The sequence below is a fragment of the Methylobacterium sp. P3_A11 genome, assembly GCF_056403155.1.
Genome location: NZ_JBFUGA010000055.1, coordinates 1 through 17,328 on the forward strand (window position 1 = coordinate 1; position 17,328 = coordinate 17,328).

The window sequence follows — 17,328 nt, forward strand, 5'->3', positions numbered from 1 at the left end:
GCCGCGTCCCTCCGCGACCGCCCGTCCGGCGCAGGCCGGCGACAAGCGCGGCTGGCTGTCCGACCTGCTGACCCGCGCCTCGCTGGACGACGACGAGGAGGTGCCGGCCACCGACGCGCCAGCGCCCGCACAGCCGGCCCGGCGGCCCGCGGTGGCGGCCGCCGAGACCGGACGGATCGCCCTCGACACGATCTCGACCGACATCGCCAAGATGATCGAGCATCGGACCGCGGTCGACCTCTGGGAGCGGTACCGCCGCGGCGAGCCCAACCTGTTCGACCCGCGGATCTACACGCCGCAGGGTCGGGCGACCTTCGCGGAGATCCAGCGCCGGTACCGGTCGGATGCGGAGTTCCGCCGCAGCGTCGACCGCTACGTCAGCGAGTTCGAGCGTCTGCTCGGCGACGTGATCAAGAACGACAGCGACGCCAAGCGGACCGACGCCTATCTCACCTCCGAGACCGGCAAGGTCTACACGATGCTGGCCCATGCCAGCGGACGCTTCGACGGGGCGTAGGGCGGATCCCGCCGGGGCCGAGACCGGTTCCGGCAGGGCACGGACGGACGACGAACCGCGCCCCGCCCTCCCCCTCGGCCTGACGGGCCGGCTCTTCGGCGTGTGCCGCAGGGCGGCTCCTGCGAGGTCCCCGCCACGCTCTGGCACCTCGGGATCCCAGGCGCAGAGCGGAGAGCCTCGGTCAGGGCGGGCCGAAGGTCACAGCAGGCCGAGACCGACCAGCTCGCGCCGCAGGGCCTCGGGCATCTCCGCGAGGTCCCCCGAGGCCTCGGCTCCGAGATCGGCCGGCGCGTCACGCGCCGTGAGGTAGCGCCAGCCCTGGAACGGCCGGCAGGGTCGGGGCGCCACCGGGACGAGGCGCGGATCGAAGACCAGGCGGCAGCGCGGGATGCCGTCCGCACCGGTCAACGGCTCGATCGCGGTGATCGCCTGCCGGCAGGACAGGGTCCCACGGATCACCCAGTAGATCGAGCCGCGTCCGGTGATCTCCCGGTGGCGCTTGGGCAGGGTCCGGGTGACGTGGAACGGGTCCGCCGGCCGGCCCTCCCGCTGCGCCTCGTCCCGGAACCGGGCCTGCCGCGCTTCGAGATCGGCGATGGTGGCGGGGCCGACGCAGAGCTTGATCAGGTGCAGGGCCACGGTCGCGCAGTCTCGGGATTGTCGGGGCGCCCCTGATAGCAGGGTCCGGACCCGGACGCGCCTGCCGGGCGACCCGTCAGGCGAACAGCGCCAGCCGCTGCTCCGGCGTCAGGGCGTCGATCTCTGCGAAGCTCATGACCGGCTCCTCCGGCGGCAGGGCGGGCTCGGGGGGCGTCGCGACGGCGTCGTCCCAGGCGAGGTCGATCGCCGACTCGCCGAAGGCGGCGTCGGCGACGGGCCGCGTCCCGGCGGAACCCCCGTCGGCGTCCCCCTCGGTCTCCGAGGGGATCTCCGGGGCCGTCTTCAGGACCGGTTCGACGGCCGGCTCCTTGAGGATGCCCACGGCCGGCTCCGCCCCGGTCGCTGCCTCGGCGGCCGCGTCCGCCGCGTCCGAGACCGGCAGGAACACCAGATCCTCGTGGAGCGCCGGGCTGCCGGGGCGAGCCACGAGGGCGGCCGCCGTGACGGCCGGCACGTCCATGGCGATGTAGCGGTCGATGTCGCTCTGGTTCAGGTCGGACGGCTCGCCGGCCGGCCGGGCGCCCCGATGCGGCGGCACCCGCACCGCCTCCTCGCCCCAGATCGCGATCATCGCCGAGACCCGGTCCTCCAGGTAGCGGAGCGTGTAGACGATCCGGGCCGTGCGCTGCGCGGTCAGGTCCTGAAAGGAGCAGGCCGTGTAGATCGCGGTGGCGTGGCGATCGAGGGCGTCGCAGGCCTGTGCGTCGGCCCCGCGTTCGCGCAGGGTCCAGGCCGCCTCCTGGATCGCTTCGGCGGCCCCGAGGATGTCGGAGGTCGCCTGCTCGGTCTCGCGCACGATGGCGTCCAGGGCGAGGGAGGCCTGGGTCAGGCGGGTCTCCTCGCTGTTCGCGGCGCTGATCGCCGCGATCTCGCCCTTGGTCCGGCTGATCGCGTCGGCCATGTCGAGGAGGTTGCCGCGCAGGTGACCGAAGGCCTCCTGCCCGCGGTCCGCGGTGACGCTCCGCTCCAGCCGGGCGATCGCCCCGAGCAGCACCTCGGTCTCGGCGCCCCGGTTGCGCCGGGCGTACTCGGCGAGGAACCAGCGGCCGCGCTCGCTCGCGCCGATGGTCGCCTCGATCGCCTCGTACTCGGCCGACGCATTCGCGCTCGGGATGACGGAACCGAACATGGGCCTCTCCGGACGCTGGCGGCGGGCGCGGCGGCCCGCCCGGGTGCGCCCGATCCCGACAATTTGACAGAGTCCCTTTAACGGGCGCTAAACGCTAAATTATTGATCAATTTACCATTCGATCCTCGCGAACGAAGGGCCGGGCCTGAAATCGTTGACGACGGGTTCGGAAAATTGTCGCCGCGCTGCGTTCATATAAGGTATGGCGACCGGTCAGTGACCCCTATCTGCATACTGCAGCTGCGCGGATTGCTTGACCTGAGCTGGTGGTCCGAATTTGACGCTCGGTACCCACTCGCGGGTCTGCAGCGGGTGGCAAGCAGACCTTAGCCGTTCGCCTCAAAGCAGACGTCCCGCTGTCGACCCAACCCAGCCGACTGGACCGCCGTCGGCGCTTCTCCAAAGCGGCCATCGCAGATCTCCGCTCAAGGTCTGTGAAAGCGGAATTGCGGTCGGGCGGTTGCCAGCCCGACCGCCGAACGCTCATGTGCGATTGTCGATCTCCGGCACACCGCTGTTACGGTCAGCATACGCGGCGATGAAGGTCGGTCGAGCCTGCCAGCGCCGCCAGAAGGCATCGAGATGTTCGAACCGCTCATCGAGCGGAGTGGCGTTGACGGGAAACTTGGAAAACGCAATCGCCGTCGCCAGCGTTATGTCGGAGAACGTCGGCTGATCGCCATCCAGCAGCCAATCGCGGCCATCCGCCAGATGCTGGTCGACGAGACCGGCATGCGCCAGCGCCACCTTACGTGAATGCTCGCCCCAGGCTGGGTTGCTGGTCAGTTCGAGCTTCGGGCCCAATCCCTGGCGCAGAACGTGGAAGGCGGTGACGATCGGGTAGAGGATGTGCACCCACACCCGGCTGTCCCACATCTGATCGAGACCGCGCTCATGCGCCGTCGCCCCCATAATCTTGCGGCCCTCGAACGTGTCGTCGAGATAGCGAGCGATGGCGGAGGTCTCGCTGAGGTAAGAACCATCGGTGAGTGCAAGGGTCGGTGTCTCGCCCCAGGCGTTCATCTTCAGGTGCTTCCAACCCCGCTGCTCGCCAACCGGCGACATATCGTAGATCGTCTCGTCGAAGCGATCAGCGATGCCCTTTTCGTGCATGAAAATCCGCAGGCGCTGCGGGTTGGGGAAGGCCGAGGGGGAGGTAAAGAGCTTGAGCTTGTCGGACATCGTCTTCTCGCTTTCGAAGCAATCAGTCTGTCTGTCAGATGACAGGCTGTAAGCTATGTCCAAGATCTTGCGCCGTCAACCCCTGCCTGCCATATGACAGATAGAGGTTGGACATGGCAGCGACGTCAAAGGGGAATGTGAGGGAGGCCATCCTTGTGGCCGCCAAGGAGGCGGCGATGGCCTATGGCTACGGCGGCCTCAACTTCCGCGACCTCGCGGAAACCGTCGGCATCAAGGCTGCCAGCATCAACTACCACTTCGCCACCAAAGCTATCCTCGGCGAGGCGGTCGCACGACGCTACTGGGAAGACATCGCCCGCGACCTCGAAGCCATCTCGACGAATGCCCGAAGCCCAACCGAAGCGTTGCAGCGATACCCGAGCATCTTCCGGCTATCCCTGGAGCGCGACAATCGCATGTGTCTGAGCAGCTTCATGGCGACGGAACATGACGAGTTGCCCGAGCCAGTGTTGAAGGAGGTGCAAACTTTCGCCGACGTGAACACCGCTTGGCTATGCGAACACTTGATCGCCGCCAAACTCGCCTCGCCAGCCGAGGGTGAGTTGAGGGCCCGCGCCATTTATGCTGCTGTCGCCGGGGCTCAGATCATCGCGCGAAGCCGTTCAAACGTGAAATTGTTCGACGATTTGATCGAAAGCTACCAACGAATGGGATTACTCCCAAAATAGTCGAACTTCGTATCCGGCAGTTTCGAGTTTGGTTGCCTTCGCCAAATCTGATCCACGCCGGACGACCGGTTCAGCGCCTGTCTTACCCAGAAGCAGACCGGCTATATTCCACCCATCCCGGTCGCAGGCGACGGTCAGCCGAGTTGCCCGGAAGCGGACATTCCGAGGGGCTGCGAAGGGTCGGCAGCAACGCTCCGCCGCGGGTACCATGCGCCAAATTTGGGTCACCTGATCGAAGGCAACCGCACCGCGCGGTGCACTAAGTCTGTCACCGCTTGCCATCGCCATTGATTATTCTAGGTTGTGCAAACCTACGAAGCAGATCAGCACGATCTGCCATAGGGTTTTTGTTGTCTGACCTGCTTGGCTTCACATTCGCTACCGAGTTTGAGAACGCGGGGGAACGAGAGCGAATGTTTTCAAGGCCTTGACACCCCCTTATCGACAGGTGCTTACGGACGGCCTCCGCCCCCGCCCCTCCCGTCGAGACCCGCCTTGCCCCGCCCGTCCGGCCCGGCGCGCCTGTCGCTGCTCTACGCCGTGGTGTTCACCGAGATCGGCATCGCGATGCCGTTCATGCCGCTCTGGCTCGACGCCCTCGGTCTCGATGCCGGGGTGATCGGGGTCCTCCTCGCCCTGCCGATCGCCACCCGGATCGCCGCCACGGCGCCGCTGATGGGCCTCCTCGACCGCGGCCTCGGCCCCCGGCGGCTGATCCTGCTCGGCAGCCTCGCGCTCAGCCTGACCTACGCGCTGATGCCCGCCGCCGCGGGGATCGCGTGGCCGATCCTCGCCGGGCTGATCGTGCTCAACGCCGTCGCCGGCGCGCCGCTGGTGCCCTGCATCGACTACCTCACCCTCGCGGCCGTCCGCCACGATTCCCGCCTCGCCTATTCGCGGATCCGGATGGCGGGCTCGGTCGCCTTCCTCCTCGCCAACCTCGCGGGCGGGGCTCTTCTCTCGACGCTCGGCGGGCGGCTGGCCGTGCCGCTGCTGCTCACCGGCCTCGCCCTGGGGGCGGCCCTCGTGGCGTGGCGCAGCCGCGCGGTGGCGGCGCTGCCGCAGGCGGCGGACGGCACCGTCCGGAAGCGGCTTCCGCCGAAGCTGTGGTTGTGCATCGGCGCGGCGGCCGCGATCCAGGCGAGCCACGGGGCGATCTACGGGTTCGGCAGCATCTACTGGACGAGCCAGGGGATCCCGGCGGCCTGGGTCGGCGCACTCTGGGCGACCGGGGTGCTGGCCGAGATCGCGCTGTTCGCCGGCCTGCCGGCCCTGCCCGCCGCCTGGCGCAGCCCGGTGCGGCTCCTCGGCGCCGGCGCCGTCGCGGCGATCCTGCGGGCGATCGGCCTGTTCCTCCTCGGCGACCACCTCGCGGCGCTGGTGCCGCTCCAGTGCCTCCACGGCCTGACCTTCGGGGCGACGCAGCTCGGTGCCATGGCGGCGGTTTCGGCCTATGCCCCCGACGGCGCCCGGGGCCGGGCTCAGGGCACGCTCAGCGCCGTCAATGCCGGGATCTCGGTGGTCGCGACCCTGGGGAGCGGCCTCGCCTACCGGGCCGGGGGACCCCTCGCCTTCCTGCTGATGGCGCCGCTCGCCGCCGCGGGGCTGGGCCTCGCCCTGGCCTCCCGCCACGCGCCGTCGGTGACGTCGGACACGGATCGTCAACCGTAATGTCGTCATAACCGCCGGGCAGGGTGGTGCCTCGATCGAGGAGTATGGGTGTTGCTGAGCGAGGGCACTGTTCCCGGCGCCTTGGCCGGCGCCGCGCTGCGGGAGCGGTCGGCCGACGGCCGTCTGGCGCTCGACGGCCGCTGGACCGCCGACCAGGCCCCCACCGTCGAGGCTGCGGCCGCCGGCATCGCGGCGGCCGGCCGCGCCGGGCCGGTGGCGGTCGACCTGTCGGGCATCGAGCGCCTCGACACCCTCGGCGCCTGGGTGCTGGAGCGGACCCGCGCCGAGATCGAGCAGGCGGGCGGCACCCTCACCTATCTCAACGCGCGGCCGGAACACCGCACCCTGCTGGGCGAGGTTCGCCTGCGCGATCCGGACGCCCCGCCGCCCCGGCGCCACGGACCGGTCGTCGGCCTGCTCGACGCCACCGGGCGCCGGACCGTGCAGGGCGGCCACGAATTCGTCACCGCCCTCGCCTTCCTGGGCGAGCTGATCGCCGCCTGCGGCCGCGTCGCCCTGCGGCCCGGCACGTTTCGCGGCAACGCCCTGATCAACCAGATCCAGCAGGTGGCGCTCAACGGCACGCCGATCATCGTGCTGATCTCGTTCCTGGTGGGCGGCATCGTGGCTCAGCAGGGCATCTTCCAGCTCCAGCGCTTCGGCGCCCAGACCTTCGTGGTCAACCTGATCGGCCTGCTGATCCTGCGCGAGATGGGCGTGCTGCTCACCTCGATCATGGTCGCGGGCCGCTCGGGCTCGGCGATCACCGCCGAGATCGGCTCCATGCGGATGCGCGAGGAGGTCGACGCGCTCCGGGTCATGGGCCTCGACCCCGTCGAGATCCTGATCGTGCCCCGGGTCCTCGCCCTGATGATCGGCCTGCCGATGCTGACGCTGATCGGCGACATCGCGGCTTTGGCCGGCGGGGGCCTCACCGCGATGCTCTACGGCGGCCTGACCCTCGACCAGTTCCTGGTCCGGCTCCAGGCGGCGGTGGGCGTTCACCACGTCATGGTCGGCCTGATCAAGGCGCCGTTCATGGCGCTGACCATCGGGGTGATCGCCACGATCGAGGGCTTCGCCGTCGAGGGCTCGGCGGAATCGCTCGGCCGCCACGTCACCGCGTCGGTGGTGAAATCCATCTTCATGGTCATCGTCCTCGATGGCCTGTTCGCGGTGTTCTTCGCCGCGATCGACTTCTGAGGCGCTCCGATGACCGCCCCCGCCCCGATCATCCGCGTGCGCGACCTCGTGGTCGGCTTCCGCGACCGCAACATCCTGAAGGGCCTGAGCCTCGACATCCGCCCCGGCGAGATCCTGGGCTTCGTCGGGCCCTCGGGCCAGGGCAAGTCGGTGCTCACCCGGACGATCCTGGGCCTCAACCCCAAGCGCGCGGGGACCATCGAGGTGTTCGGCCGCGACGTCGACGAACTCTCCTACGCGGAGCGGCGGCGGATGGAGCAGCGCTGGGGCGTGCTGTTCCAGCAGGGCGCCCTGTTCTCGGCGCTCACCGTGAAGCAGAATATCCAGGTGCCCATGCGCGAGCACCTGAACCTGTCCGAGCGCCTGCTCGACGAGTTCGCCCGGCTCAAGATCGAGATGGTCGGCCTCAAGCCCGACGCCGCCGACAAGCTCCCCTCGGAACTGTCGGGCGGCATGATCAAGCGCGCGGCGCTCGCCCGCTCGCTCGCCCTCGATCCCGAGATCCTGTTCCTCGACGAGCCGACCTCGGGCCTCGACCCGATCGGCGCGGGCGAGTTCGACGACCTCGTCTCGACCCTCAAGGAGACGCTGGGGCTGACCGTCTTCATGGTCACCCACGACCTCGACAGCCTCTACACCGCCTGCGACCGCATCGCGGCGCTCGGCGACGGCCAGATCATCGCCGCCGGCACGATCGACGAGATGCTGGCGAGCAACCATCCCTGGCTGCGTTCCTACTTCCACGGCAAGCGCGCCCGGACCATCGCCACGGGCGGCGCCTCGGCTCATGCCTGACCCGATGCCTGCCTCGATGCCCGATCGCCGCCCCACCCAGATCCCGCCCCGCTCCCTTCCGGGAGCCGGGGCTCCAGGCCCGGCCGGATCTCCGCCGGCCAGAACCGCAGGTTGAGCGCATGGAAACCCGCGCGAACTACGCCCTCATCGGGGCCTTCACCATCGCTGTCATCCTGGCGGGCTTCGGCACCGTGCTGTGGCTCTCCGGCGGCTCGTCGCGGCAGGTCAGCCAGATCGTCCGCATCGTTTTCTCCGGCTCGGTCGGGGGGCTGTCGCGCGGCTCGAGCGTGAACTTCAACGGCATCAAGGTCGGCGAGGTCACCGATATCCGCCTCGCCCCGCAGGATCCCCGCCGGGTGCTCGCCACGATCAAGGTCGACCCCGCGACCCCGCTCCGGGCCGACACCCGCGCCCGCCTCGACTCGGCGATGCTCACCGGCGTCTCGGTGATCTCCCTGTCGGGCGGCAACGCCGACGCGCCGGTGCTGACCCCGATGGCCAACGGCGAGCCGCCGACCATCTTCGCCGATTCCTCCGACATGCAGGACATGATGGCGCTGGCGCGCCAAGTGGCGCAGCGGGCCGACGACATGATGGCCCGCCTCGACCGGCTCGTCTCCGCCAACGAGGGGGCGATCAATCGCTCGCTCACCAATGTCGAGACCTTCTCGAAGACGCTGGCCGATGCCGGCCCCAACATCTCCGCCCTGGTCAAGGCGGTGGACGGCGCCAAGCTCGGCCGCGTGGTCGACAACGCCGACCGCTTCTCCGCGGCCCTGTCCAAGGCCAGCCCCGACATCGAGGCCGGTCTGCACGATGCCCGCACCCTCGCCGCCAAGCTCAACGCCTCGGCCGACAAGATCGACGCGGTGCTCAACGGCGCCCAGGGCTTCCTGGGTTCGGCCTCTGGCCAGGAGGGCTCCAGCACCTTCGCGGAGATCCGCGCGGCGGCGGTCTCGGTGCGCGACGCCGGCAAGGCGTTCCGGACCATGTCGGAGAACCTCGACAAGCGCACCGCGAGCATCACGACCAATTTCGGCCGCCTCAGCGGCAGCGGCCGCCGGGAGGTGGAGGCCCTGTCGGGGGATGGGCAGCGGACCCTTAGCACCCTCAACCGCACGGTGCGCAGCCTGGAGCGGGACCCGAGCCAGGTGATCTTCGGCGGCAAGCCGTCGTTGCCCGAATACAACGGTGGTCGCTGAAAGCGTGCAGTGCCGGGCCGATGTGTCCCGGCGCACGGCACCGACGCCGCAGCGGATTAGTTTTAACCGCATAGCTTTTACAGCTCCGCCGTCCGTCGGCGGGGTCCTTCAGGTCATGTGTATGGTCCGGTCGTCCCACATCCTCGCCGCCGCGCTGCTCTCCGCCCCCCTGGGCGGCTGCGGCGGCGGTGCGGTGCCCCTCACCTTCGACCTCGCGGCCCTGCCCCCAAGCAGCCGGCCCATCGCGGCCGGGCGCTCGATCGTGGTCTCGGAGCCGGTGGGGATCCAGCCCTTCGAGGCCGACCGGATCATCGTGCGCGAGCCCGGGGGTGCCCTCGCCTTCCTGGGCGGCGGCCAGTGGGCCGATCGGCTGCCGCGCCTGATCCAGACGCGCATCATCCAGAGCCTCGAGAATTCCGGGCGGCTGCGCTCGGTGAGCCGGCCGGGCGACAAGATCGCCGCCGACTATCAGCTGATCAGCGAAATCCGCGCCTTCGACGTCCAGGCGGCGACCGGCGAGGCGGTGGTCGACCTGTCGTTGAAGCTCGTGGCCGACGGCACCGGCAAGGTGGCCGCGGCCCGGATCTTCACGGCGCGGGTGCCGGTGTCGAAGATCGACGCCGGCAGCGGCGCCCGCGCCCTCGACCAGGCGCTGGTGACCGTCCTCGCCGACGTGGTGCGCTGGGTGAATACGGGACGGTGAGGACTGGGCGCAGCTCTCGGGCGCCCCGTCCGCCGAGGCCGCCGGCCGGTTGCACCGCCTGACGATCCGTCGTGGCCGCTGCGGCACTCGCGGCGATGGCCGACCATCACGGACTCGACAAATCGATCCGCGCGCCGCGTCGGTTGGGCATGCGTCTATCGAACACCCGCGGTTGCAGATCTCATCCGGCGCGCCCATAATTCTGCAGTGATGCAGACGATATTTTCAACCCAAAGCATAGTGGAGAAAGATCGGTTTCGCCTTTGGCGAGAAGTCTGCGAAGATCGTCTCGTCCCGATGGCCCAAAACTGTCCGAACGACGAACCGTTCGACGCGACGATCGAAGGGGCAAGTATCGGCGGATTGCTGTTCACGAAGTTCGCGTTGCGCAACCTGCGTGCGGTGACAACGCCGCGGACGCTCCGGCACGAGAACAACAAGACCGATCATCTCTTCCTGAGCACGGTGCTCACGGGTTCCGTGCGGGCCGACCAATACGATCGGTCGGGCACGGACAGGATCGGCGACTTCTCGATCCGCGACGCGAACGCCCCCTGGACCATCGAACACACCGGCTACAGCGAGGTCCTGGCTGTCGGGATCCCGCGGGAGCGGCTCGAGGACGAGTTGGGCTCCGCCAGTCGGTTCGCCGGCGTGACCGTGGGCGGCGACCTGCCGATCGCGACCTTGACCCGGTCGTTCCTGGGGAGCCTGCTCAGCGAGGCCGATCGGCTGACGCCGCAGGCGGCCGAGCGCATGGTCGCGGCCGGGCTCGACCTCGTCGTCGCCAGCCTCGCGGAGCGGCTCGCGCAGGGCACGCCGCAATCGGCTCAAGGCAGCGTCGCGCTCCAGAGCGCGAAGGCCTATCTCGAGGCCAACCTCCACGACCCGGCCCTGGACCCGACCCGACTGGCGGCGGCGGCCGGCGTGTCGCTGCGGCGGCTTCAGGACCTTGTCCACGAACGCGGCCAGCACGTCTCCGACTGGATCTGGAGCCGCAGGCTGCAGGTGGCGGCCACGCGCTTGGCCGATCCGGGCCTGCTCCACATGCCGCTCGGCATCCTGGCCTTCGGCTGCGGCTTCGCGAGCCAGCCGCATTTTTCCCGGCGCTTCAAGGCACGCTACGGCCTGAGCCCGCGGGACTACCGCGAGCGCGCCCTCCTGGCGAAGCGCGCCCTCCTGGCGACCGCGCCGGGCGCCGCGCGCCCGTGAGGCCGCTCACTCCATCACGGCGGCCTTCAGAATGACCACCATGGTGGCGCGGGCTGGCCCGTCGGTGCAGCGCACGAGGTGGGGCCGGTCGCAGCGGTAGCGCAGGGTCTCGCCGACCCGCGCCCGCTGCACGACACCGCCGATCTCGACCTCGAACGCCCCCTCGGTGACCGACAGCGACTCCACCGAGCCGCGCTGATGCGGGTCGGAATCGAGGACGCCGCCGAAATCCGCGGTGACCTCGTACCATTGCAGCCACTCGATCGTCTTGAGCCAGCCGATGATCGCGAGCCGCACCTTCCCGTCCTCGGAGACGAGGATCGGCGTGTCCGCCCGGGAGGTCTTCTCGATGAACGGTTCCTCGTCGCCCGCCGCCAGCACCCGCTCGATGGAGACGTCGAGCGCCTGGGAGAGCCGCCAGATCGTCGCCAGGGTCGGGTTGGTCTCGTTGCGCTCGATCTGACTGATGATCGACTTCGCTACGCCCGACTGCTCGGCCAGTTCTGAGAGCGAGAGATTGTAGGCCTTGCGCAACCGCTGGATGGTTTTGCCGAGCTGGCCGGACAGCACCTGCGCGCCGGTCAGCAGGTCGCGCCCGCGCGCCTTTTCGGGCCGTTCCGCCTGATCCTGCATCGTCACCGGTCCGCCTGCGCCGTTCCGTTATCCGAACGATCGTACGCTTCTTCAAACGCAATCGCTGCCCGGGTGCAAGGCGACGGGTGCCTCCCGCACCGGAAAGCAGCGGCTTCGGGTCGGTCTACGGCCAGACGGCGTGGAAGTGGTGCACCGGCCCGTGCCCGGTCCCGATCGACAGGCGGTCCGCCGCGGCGAGGGCGGCCGTGAGGTAATCCTTGGCGTCCGCCACCGCTTCCGGAAGGTTCAGGCCGTGGGCGAGCCCCGCCGCCACCGCGGCCGAGAGCGTGCAGCCGGTGCCGTGGGTGTTGGCCGTCGCGATCCGCGGCGCCGCCAGAGTCCGCAGGGTTCCGTCCGCCGTGACGAGATGGTCGATGCTCTCGCGCCCGGCGCCGTGGCCGCCCTTGATCAGGACCGCCCGGGCACCGAGCGCCAAGAGCCGCCGCGCCTGGGCCACCACCGTCGCGGCGTCTTCGGCGACGGCCTCGCCGAGCAGCACCGCCGCCTCCGGCAGGTTGGGGGTGATCAGGTCCGCCCGCGGCAGAAGCCGCTCGCGGAGCGTCGCCACGGCGTCGTCGGTGATCAGCCGGTCGCCGCTGGTGGCGACCATCACGGGATCGAGGACGATCGGGATCGCCCCGGCGTGGCGTGCGAGGCCCTCGGCCACCGCGGCGATCACCGCCGGCCGGGACAGCATGCCGATCTTCACGGCCGCGACCGCGAGGTCGGAGAACACGCTGTCGATCTGCCGGGCGACGAAATCCGCCGGCACGTCGTGGATGCCCTGGACGCCCTTCGTGTTCTGCGCCGTCAGGGCCGTGATCACGCTGGCGCCGTAGACGCCCAGCGCCGAGAAGGTCTTCAGGTCTGCCTGGATGCCGGCGCCGCCGCCGGAATCCGAGCCCGCGATCGTCACCGCGATGGGCGGAGGGGCGCTCATCGCGCGCCCGCCCGTTCCGCCAGGGCGGCATCGATCCGCGCCCGCAGGTCGCGGGCGCGCTGGCGCACCGGCTCCGCGCCGAACAGCGCGGTGATCACCGCGACGCCGTCCGCCCCCGCGGCGATCACGGAGGCGGCGTTGTCGAGGCCGATCCCCGCGATGGCGCCGAGGGGCAGGCCGGCCCCGCGGGCGAGTCGGGCGCGGAAGGCGATGCTGGCGAACCCGTCGAGACCCACCGGCGGGTCGGGATTGTCCTTGCTGGTGGTGGCGAACACGCCGCCGATGCAGGCGTAGTCGACGGGGAGCCGGTACAGCTCGTCCGCCTGGGCGGGCTTCTTGAGGGTGAGGCCGATGATCGCGCCCTCCCCGAGGAGGCGGCGGGCATCGGCCGGGTGGAGGTCGCTCTGGCCGAGATGCACCCCATCCGCCCCGGCAGCGAGGGCGAGGTCGACGCGGTCGTTGACGAGGACCGGCACCCGGCCGCCCACGGCGTCCAGGATCGCCCGGATCCGCGCCAGGGCGGCGCGGGCATCGGGGATGTCCTTCTCGCGGTACTGGAGCAGGGTGCAGCCCCCCGCCACCGCCTCCGCACCGAGCTGCGCCAGCCGGGCGCCGTCGGCGCCACAGACGCCGACGTCGAGCAGGCCGTAGAGTCGGAGGTCGACGGCCCGGTCCCGGGTCGCGGGGAAAGTCGCGCTCGCTGGCATCGCTGTCGTCGCTCGATCCGCCCCCGCCGGCCCCGCGCCGGCCCGCCCTGTTTGGGCAGCGCCTGCGGCCTTGGCAAGCAACTTGGCGTTGGGGCGTCATACGGCGGCGTTGACGAGCCGCGATGCTGTACCCCTATAGAGGATCCGTTATGGCGCAGCCCCGGGCGAGGCGGTCGAGGGACGATGGATGGTGCCGCGGCGCAGACGGGCGCCCGCGGGGTGCAGGCCCCGCCGGAGCGCTCCTCGGTAGGCCTCGTCGCGGTGATCGTCGCCGCGACCAGGGGGGAGCCGCGCGCCCTGACGATCCGCGTCCCGGACCAGGCGCCGGGTCGCGGCGACGGCCTGCCGGCCGGTCCCCTCGTCCCCGAGCACGCCACCCTCGAGCGGGGCCTGCGCGCCTGGGTGGAACGGCAGACGCACCAGCGCCTCGGCTACGTGGAGCAGCTCTACACCTTCGGCGACCGCGACCGTTCGGGCACGGCGACCCTGTCGGGGGTGCACTCTCTCTCGGTGGCCTACCTGGCGCTCGTCCGCGAGGAGCGGCCGGCCGGGCTCGCCGAGGCCGCGTGGCAGAACTGGTACCGCTACCTGCCCTACGAGGATTTCCGGCAGGGGCGCCCGCGCCAGCTCGATGCCATCGCGGCGCGCCTCGCCGCCTGGGCGCAGGAGCCCGAGGACTGCGCCACCCGGACGCGGCGCCTGGACCGCCTCGGCCTGACCTTCGGCATGAATGGCGGCACCTGGAACGAGGAGCGCGTGCTGGAGCGCTACGAATTGCTGTTCGAGGCCGGGCTGATCCCGGAGGCGCGGGGCAATGCCGGCCCGGCGCTGCCGAACGACCCCACCGGCGTGCCCATGGCCTTCGACCACCGGCGGGTGCTCGCCACCGCGATCGGGCGCCTGCGCGGCAAGATCAAGTACCGCCCGGTGGTGTTCGAGCTGATGCCGCCGGAATTCACTCTGCTCCAGCTCCAGCGCACCGTCGAAGCCCTGTCGGGGACGCAGCTGCACAAGCAGAATTTCCGGCGTCTCGTGGCGCAGCAGGGGCTGGTGGAGGAGACCGAGAGCGTCACCAGCGGCGCCGCCGGCCGTCCGGCGCGGCTCGTGCGCTTCCGCCGGGAGGTTCTCCTGGAGCGGCCCGCCCCGGGGTTGCGGCTGCCGTCGCGGCGGGTGGGCTGACGACCGGGATCAATCCGCCCGTCGCGCCAGGGTCCCGAGGCCGTTCGCGTCGAGCGCGTCCACCGTCATGGCGGCGGCCCGGCCGTCGCGTCCGATGGCGAAGCGGATGGCGGAGGGCCGGCCGGGCGTCTCCGCGTCGGGAAAGCTCAGGAAGAGATCGCGGTCGAAATGCCGAAGCGGGTAGCGGCGCGCGCCGTCGGGTCCGAGCGTCAGCGTCAGCACGCCGTCCGCCTCCGTGACCACGGCGTCGCCGACATAGGCGTTGGCATAGCGCCCGGTATAGGCCGCGAGGGCAAGGGGCGCCGAGGCCCGGGCCGGCGGCGCGCCGTAGGCCGCCGTGTCGGCCGCGATGCCCGGCGCGAACAGGCTCTCGTAGGCCGCGCCCCAGGCCTTCACCCAGTCCTGGCCGACCCGGCCGTCGAAGACGAGGTCGGCGAAGCTGTCGGCGAGCCCCTCCGGCACGCCGGACGGGAAGCCGTTCGTCAGGACGAGGATGCCGAAGCCGGCCTCCGGATGGATCGACACGAGGGTCTGCGCGCCGGCGCTGAAGGCGCCCGCATGACCCCAGACGAGGCCGTGGCGGTCGTACGCGATGGTCCAGCCAAGCCCGTAGAACGTGGCGCCGCCGGTGACGGGACTGCGGCCGCGGGCCATGAGCGGCGCGTGCGTCTGCGCCAGCGCCTCTGCCGCGATCTGCTGCCGTCCCGCGAAGCGGCCGTTGCCGATCACCAGCCGCAGCCACTGGGCGAGGTCGCGGATGCTCGCGCTGACGCCGCCGGCGGGCGCCTGCGCGTCGGGATTCCGCGCGACCGCGGCGGTCCAGACGCCGTCGGCCCGGACGTGGAGCGCCGCGCGGTTGGTCCGGCTCAGGAACGCCGCATGGGTCGTGCCGGTGGCTTTCATCCCCAGAGGGTCGAAGAGCTTCTCCCGGGCCACGGTCTCCCAGGGCTGGCCGGTGGGCTTCGCGGCGGCGTCCGCGCCCTCGGTGAAGCCGAAATTGCTGTAGGCGTAGCCCGCGCGGAAGCTGGAGGCCGGCGGCACGAGGCGCAGCCGCCGCAGGATCGCGTCGCGGCCGAAGCCGATCCCCTCCAGATCGTCGCCCGCGATGCCCGGCAGCCCGCTGCGATGGCTGAGGAAATCGCGCACGGTGACCTGCGCGGTCGGATAGGGCTCGTGCAGCTGGAAGGCGGGATCGAGATCCGCGACGCGTGACTCCCAGTCGACGACCCCCTCGCCTACCAGGGCCGCCACGATCGTCGCGGTCACGGGCTTGGACAGGGACGCGATCTGGAAGACCGTGTCGGGGTCGACGGTGTCGGGCGTCCCGGCCTGCCTGAGGCCGAAGCCTTTCAGAAAGAGCGTCTCGTCGCCGTGGACGACGGCAATCGCGAGGCCCGGCACGGCCCCCGCCTCGACGGCCTGCTGCGCCATCGCTTCGAGCGCCGGCAGCCGCGCCTCGACCTGCGCCCGCGTGACCGTCTGGGCAGATCCGGCCCCGGACCCGGATGTGAGCACGGCGAGGGCGAGGCATGTGCGGGCGAGGAGCCGACGCGATCGAGCCCGCTGCATGAGTCTTCGGTCCCGTCCGGAAGGGCTCGGGCGACGAGAGTGGCACTGTCCGACCGGCGAAATCAATCACGCCGGCCCGCGCCCGGCCCGGACTGCGCCCCGTCTGCCGTCCCGGCATCCTCGACAGGGACCGAGCGCCCGCGGCTCGGATGCGCCCGGCCGGAGCTGGGCTAGCGGAACGGGTTGGTGTCAGGCCTCGGCTTCATGCCGCGGAGCATCCGGTACAGTGTCCATTCCTCGACGATCTTCCTGCCCGGAAGGGCGCAGAGCCCGATCGCGCTCCCATCCGCCAGTGTCGCGGGGACCGACTGTCCGCCCATCGTCGCGCAGAACGCGGAGGCGGGGTTTTGCAGCGCGTATGCCGGTCCGGGTGGGGCGATGGCGGCGCACACCGCGACCGCAATGACAAGGCCCGCGGCGCGAGCACCCGACGGCACGATCGGACGGTTCATGGATCGCCGTGCCTTACCCGTAGGTGTGGTCGTCGGCCGGGAACCGACCGGCCCGGACCTCCTCCGCGTAGGCCTTCACGGCCTCTTCGATATGGGCTCGCAGGCTCCCGAACTGGCGGACGAATTTCGGCGTGCGCTCGGAGAGGCCGAGCATGTCCTCCAGCACCAGGATCTGCCCGTCGCACACCGCCGAGGCGCCGATGCCGATCGTGGCGGCCGTCACCCGCGGCGAGGTCGCGATGGCGCGGGCCACCGGCTCGACGATGCCCTCCAGCACGATCGCGAAGGCCCCCGCCTCGGAGATCGCGCGGGCGTCCTCCAGGAGGCGGCGCTCGTCGTCGGGCAGCCGGCCCTGCACCTTGAAGCCGCCCATCGTGTTCACCGCCTGCGGTGTGAGGCCGATATGGCCCATCACCGGCACGCCGCGCTGGACGAGGAACGCCACCGTCTCGGCGAAATGAGCGCCCCCCTCCATCTTGATCGCGCCGGCCCCGGTCTCCTTCAGCACCCGGGAGGCGTTGAGGAAGGCCTGCTCCCGGCTTGCCTCGTACGAGCCGAACGGCATGTCGACGACGACCAGCGCCTTCTCGGTGCCGCGGATCACCGCCTGCGCCTGCAGGATCATCATCTCCAGGGTCACGGGAATGGTCGATTCCATCCCGTGCATGACCATGCCGAGGGAATCGCCCACCAGGATGAAGTCGCAATAGGGATCGACGATCCCGGCGGTGTGGGCATGGTAGGCGGTGAGCGCGGTGATCTTGCGCCCCTCGGCCTTGCGCTTGCCGATATCGATCGCCCGGAGCCGGCGGGACTGCACGACCTGCGACATGGTTCAGATCCCTTTCGGCGCCCCGGTGGAGGGCGGATCCCCGCTTCCGTGCG

Annotated in this window: 18 protein-coding genes; 9 read left to right on the forward strand and 9 right to left on the reverse strand. The window is 70.7% G+C overall.

What is annotated here, in order from left to right; genetic code table 11:
* A partial coding sequence (locus AC1DXK_RS17765; RefSeq protein ID WP_477298517.1) for a hypothetical protein occupies positions 1–517 on the forward strand: 517 nt, incomplete at its 5' end.
* Positions 518–715: 198 nt separating this feature from the next.
* On the opposite strand, the gene AC1DXK_RS17770 is transcribed toward AC1DXK_RS17765, so the two are convergent.
* The 3 genes from AC1DXK_RS17770 to AC1DXK_RS17780 form a co-directional block, all read right to left on the reverse strand.
* On the reverse strand, positions 716–1,156 hold the full coding sequence (locus AC1DXK_RS17770; RefSeq protein WP_457107954.1) for a DUF1489 family protein: 441 nt from the start codon (positions 1,154–1,156) through the stop codon (positions 716–718).
* A gap of 76 nt (positions 1,157–1,232) precedes the next feature.
* Positions 1,233–2,306 carry a hypothetical protein gene (locus tag AC1DXK_RS17775; RefSeq protein ID WP_457107953.1) on the reverse strand — a complete coding sequence of 358 codons (1,074 nt, stop codon included), beginning with the start codon at positions 2,304–2,306 and terminating at the stop codon, positions 1,233–1,235.
* 483 nt (positions 2,307–2,789) lie between these two features.
* Positions 2,790–3,488: a glutathione S-transferase family protein gene (locus tag AC1DXK_RS17780; protein WP_457107952.1), complete on the reverse strand. Its 699-nt coding sequence runs from the start codon at positions 3,486–3,488 to the stop codon at positions 2,790–2,792.
* A 113-nt stretch (positions 3,489–3,601) separates the two neighbouring features.
* On the opposite strand from AC1DXK_RS17780, the gene AC1DXK_RS17785 reads away from it, so the two are divergent.
* The 7 genes from AC1DXK_RS17785 (at position 3,602) to AC1DXK_RS17815 (ending at position 10,963) form a co-directional block, all read left to right on the forward strand.
* Positions 3,602–4,177 (forward strand): TetR/AcrR family transcriptional regulator, encoded by a 576-nt coding sequence (locus tag AC1DXK_RS17785; protein ID WP_457107951.1) that lies wholly within the window; start codon positions 3,602–3,604, stop codon positions 4,175–4,177.
* Between the two features lie 495 nt (positions 4,178–4,672).
* On the forward strand, positions 4,673–5,848 hold the full coding sequence (locus AC1DXK_RS17790; RefSeq protein WP_457107950.1) for an MFS transporter: 1,176 nt from the start codon (positions 4,673–4,675) through the stop codon (positions 5,846–5,848).
* A gap of 48 nt (positions 5,849–5,896) precedes the next feature.
* Entirely contained in the window at positions 5,897–7,051 is a 1,155-nt protein-coding gene (locus tag AC1DXK_RS17795; RefSeq protein WP_457107949.1) for an ABC transporter permease, read from the forward strand.
* Positions 7,052–7,060: 9 nt separating this feature from the next.
* Positions 7,061–7,846: an ABC transporter ATP-binding protein gene (locus AC1DXK_RS17800; RefSeq protein WP_457107948.1), complete on the forward strand. Its 786-nt coding sequence runs from the start codon at positions 7,061–7,063 to the stop codon at positions 7,844–7,846.
* Positions 7,847–7,965: 119 nt separating this feature from the next.
* Positions 7,966–9,048 carry an MlaD family protein gene (locus AC1DXK_RS17805; RefSeq protein ID WP_457107947.1) on the forward strand — a complete coding sequence of 361 codons (1,083 nt, stop codon included), beginning with the start codon at positions 7,966–7,968 and terminating at the stop codon, positions 9,046–9,048.
* A gap of 121 nt (positions 9,049–9,169) precedes the next feature.
* On the forward strand, positions 9,170–9,751 hold the full coding sequence (locus AC1DXK_RS17810) for an ABC-type transport auxiliary lipoprotein family protein (RefSeq protein ID WP_457107946.1): 582 nt from the start codon (positions 9,170–9,172) through the stop codon (positions 9,749–9,751).
* 210 nt (positions 9,752–9,961) lie between these two features.
* The gene (locus AC1DXK_RS17815; protein WP_457107945.1) at positions 9,962–10,963 is read left to right on the forward strand and encodes a helix-turn-helix domain-containing protein; all 1,002 of its coding nucleotides are present in this window, start codon (positions 9,962–9,964) and stop codon (positions 10,961–10,963) included.
* A gap of 6 nt (positions 10,964–10,969) precedes the next feature.
* Here AC1DXK_RS17815 and AC1DXK_RS17820 read toward each other — a convergent pair whose 3' ends face one another.
* From AC1DXK_RS17820 to thiE, 3 genes are all read right to left on the reverse strand, one after another.
* The gene (locus AC1DXK_RS17820) at positions 10,970–11,596 is read right to left on the reverse strand and encodes a helix-turn-helix domain-containing protein (protein ID WP_457107944.1); all 627 of its coding nucleotides are present in this window, start codon (positions 11,594–11,596) and stop codon (positions 10,970–10,972) included.
* A gap of 124 nt (positions 11,597–11,720) precedes the next feature.
* Positions 11,721–12,536: a bifunctional hydroxymethylpyrimidine kinase/phosphomethylpyrimidine kinase gene (thiD, locus tag AC1DXK_RS17825; RefSeq protein ID WP_457107943.1), complete on the reverse strand. Its 816-nt coding sequence runs from the start codon at positions 12,534–12,536 to the stop codon at positions 11,721–11,723.
* Positions 12,533–13,243: a thiamine phosphate synthase gene (gene thiE / locus AC1DXK_RS17830; RefSeq protein WP_457107942.1), complete on the reverse strand. Its 711-nt coding sequence runs from the start codon at positions 13,241–13,243 to the stop codon at positions 12,533–12,535. Before thiE ends, thiD begins: the two co-directional genes overlap by 4 nt.
* Positions 13,244–13,426: 183 nt before the next feature.
* Between thiE and AC1DXK_RS17835 the strand changes: the two genes are divergently transcribed.
* The gene (locus AC1DXK_RS17835; protein ID WP_457107941.1) at positions 13,427–14,422 is read left to right on the forward strand and encodes an NUDIX hydrolase; all 996 of its coding nucleotides are present in this window, start codon (positions 13,427–13,429) and stop codon (positions 14,420–14,422) included.
* 9 nt (positions 14,423–14,431) lie between these two features.
* Here the strand turns inward: AC1DXK_RS17835 and AC1DXK_RS17840 are convergent, their stop codons facing one another.
* From AC1DXK_RS17840 to panB, 3 genes are all read right to left on the reverse strand, one after another.
* A complete protein-coding gene (locus tag AC1DXK_RS17840; protein WP_457107940.1) occupies positions 14,432–15,991 on the reverse strand; it encodes a serine hydrolase in 1,560 nt (519 codons plus the stop codon).
* A 170-nt stretch (positions 15,992–16,161) separates the two neighbouring features.
* A complete protein-coding gene (locus AC1DXK_RS17845; RefSeq protein WP_457107939.1) occupies positions 16,162–16,443 on the reverse strand; it encodes a DUF333 domain-containing protein in 282 nt (93 codons plus the stop codon).
* Between the two features lie 13 nt (positions 16,444–16,456).
* Positions 16,457–17,275, reverse strand: coding sequence for a 3-methyl-2-oxobutanoate hydroxymethyltransferase (gene panB, locus AC1DXK_RS17850; RefSeq protein WP_477298525.1), 819 nt, complete (start codon positions 17,273–17,275; stop codon positions 16,457–16,459).
* Between the last annotated feature and the right edge of the window lie 53 nt (positions 17,276–17,328).